Raw genomic sequence first — 2,252 nt, forward strand, 5'->3', positions numbered from 1 at the left:
TGTTGTGAACATGATATCCATAACGCATAGCTCTCAACGACCGTGCACATCGGAACGAAATTCAACAGCCTGTTAAGCCAGTGAAGGACCAATTTACCAAAGCGTCGCTCACGGCCCATGTGGCAACACAAGCTGGTGTCGAGCCGAAGCAGGTGAAGGCAGTGCTCGCCGCGCTTGAAGAGACGATTCTCGGTTCTGTTCACAAAAAGGGGCTCGGCGAGTTCACGCTTTCCGGCCTGCTGAAAATCAACGTGCAGAAGGTGGAAGCAAAGAAGCGTCGGTTCGGAAAGGACCCGTTCACGGGTCAGGAGCGCTGGTTTGATGCCAAGCCGGCTACGGTAAAGTTGAAAGTGCGCGCGCTGAAGAAGCTCAAAGACGCGGCTGCCTAACGCCCACTCTTTGTGTTGACCAGAAGCCCGCCTCGCGCGGGCTTCTTCGCATCTACTTCTCAGATCGAGCCGCTGGAAACATCGACGAAAGGCCCGCAGTTCTGGTGACGAGCCGCTCCGGTAGCCTAGCCAACGCCGTGTACGCCTTCGTCTTCGCAGACTCACTCCCGACCGGGGGCGAGTAAAGGCCGTCCTTGTCAGGTTTGTCCTTCGACGACACGACGCTTTTTGTAGGTCACCGAGGCCGATGAATCGGAGCGCGGCACGTGGGCGGTGTAGTCGCCATCCTCGCGCACCTGCGGCAACGTCCGCTCGTCTCGGCGAGCGAGGAACGTATTGGTCTGCAGCGGATTCGGCCGACGTGGTCGACTGTTCTGCCTGTTCTGGTCATGCGGGCGAGTTCGAGCACGTTGTACCTGCTGCCCCTGCTCCGTGACGCGCAGCGTCCTCTTGAACGCGCCATCCATCCCGGACAAGAACACCGTCGAAACCAGCGGGTCCGGTCGAAAACGAGTTTTGGCCGGCAAATCCTCACGACCATTCTGGCATCGAGATTCGTGTGTCCTACCGGTGTCGCGAGGCGGCCGATGTGCCGGTCGCTTTGATATGCGCTGCGCCGTCTCGCGTGTAACACCCTGTGACTGCCTCGATTCCGACTTCTCTACCTGGGGTTTTTGCGTTTTTGGTTTCACGCCGCCATGAGAGGACCTCAAGTGCGCCTCCAGCTTACGCTTCGAAGAACTGGTTGAGCTTGTAAGGCCCCACACGCGAACGAGCTCGGTCGCCCGTTCCTGCTCACACTTCAGATATCGCTGAACCGCGCTACGTTGGTTTTGCAGGCGCGACCAACGGACCTCGTCCGAAACGTCCTTGTCGTGCGCCAGCAATTCCTCGGGAAGCGAAGCATCCTCAGTCGCACGCTGCTCGTAAAAGCGCTTTAACGCCCGCCAGCCTTTAAACCCGCAGCCTTGGGCTGTTGCCTCCAGGGCGTGCAGATAGTTCAACTCGTCTTTACCGCCTGCAAGTTCTACAAGCAGGCGCGCTTTCGCTTTCGCGATGCTCTCAGGGATCGCGAAGCGCACGTCTGTATTGTTGTTCAAATTCCTACCTCTTCATTTTGCGAAACGGGCGCTAGCCAACGTTTCGGTCGACCTCTCATCGGGAGATGATGCGGACGATGTACAACCGATATATCCCGCTTTTGGGACTTTCGGTGGCCGCGCGGAACAATCGGCAATACGCGTGCATCCGCGCGCGCATCTCTCTCGTATATCTCGAAACAGCCACGATCACGCGGCCCGAGGAGACCGTGGCGCGAGGAGACCACCCGTCTGGAGGCAACGAGCTAAGGAGGAACACAGAGAATCGGGATGAAAAGACCGCGGGATTCGTCCAGCGCGAGCACGCTTGCGCACTCGCGCGCACATCGCGTCACGTTTCCAAACCCTACGACTGCCTCGGCGGTCACCCCCAGCGATGTCGCGCTTGCCGGTAGTTACTATCTCGTCGACGCGGGCGTTCGCGTGTTGAAAAACTCTATTTTGACACTGCACGATTGCGCGTCCTATTGATGGGCATGGCTACTTTATGTCCCTTCATCCACACTGGTCTTCGCAAGCGGGTGTACATCGTTCGGATGCAACGTCTAACTAAACAGTACTAATTTTATTGTTCGGTCGTTATTGCTCGATCGAGGCATCGACGTCGGCAAGCGAGACAAGTCGCAGCGCGTTGAGTGCAAGAATCTGTTACCTCGTGCATCTCTTCATGCCAGGCGATTCGTATTTGTTAGCGCCGATGTAAAACTGACCCTGTCGCCGACATAAAACTGACCCACCTGGGAGACGATGGCGGCTTTTGCCG

At 57.5% G+C, this 2,252-nt stretch carries 1 protein-coding gene and 1 pseudogene; one reads left to right on the forward strand and one right to left on the reverse strand.

Annotation, left to right across the window (positions count from 1 at the left end):
* Positions 1–77: 77 nt before the first annotated feature.
* Positions 78–389, forward strand: a pseudogene (locus AWB74_RS44110) (HU family DNA-binding protein); the annotation flags it as partial.
* 197 nt (positions 390–586) lie between these two features.
* Here the strand turns inward: AWB74_RS44110 and AWB74_RS44115 are convergent.
* Complete coding sequence (locus tag AWB74_RS44115) at positions 587–1,489, reverse strand: hypothetical protein (RefSeq protein WP_061152747.1); 903 nt, start codon at positions 1,487–1,489, stop codon at positions 587–589.
* Positions 1,490–2,252: the final 763 nt, after the last annotated feature.

The sequence above is a fragment of the Caballeronia arvi genome, from assembly GCF_001544695.2.
Lineage (GTDB): Bacteria > Pseudomonadota > Gammaproteobacteria > Burkholderiales > Burkholderiaceae > Caballeronia > Caballeronia arvi.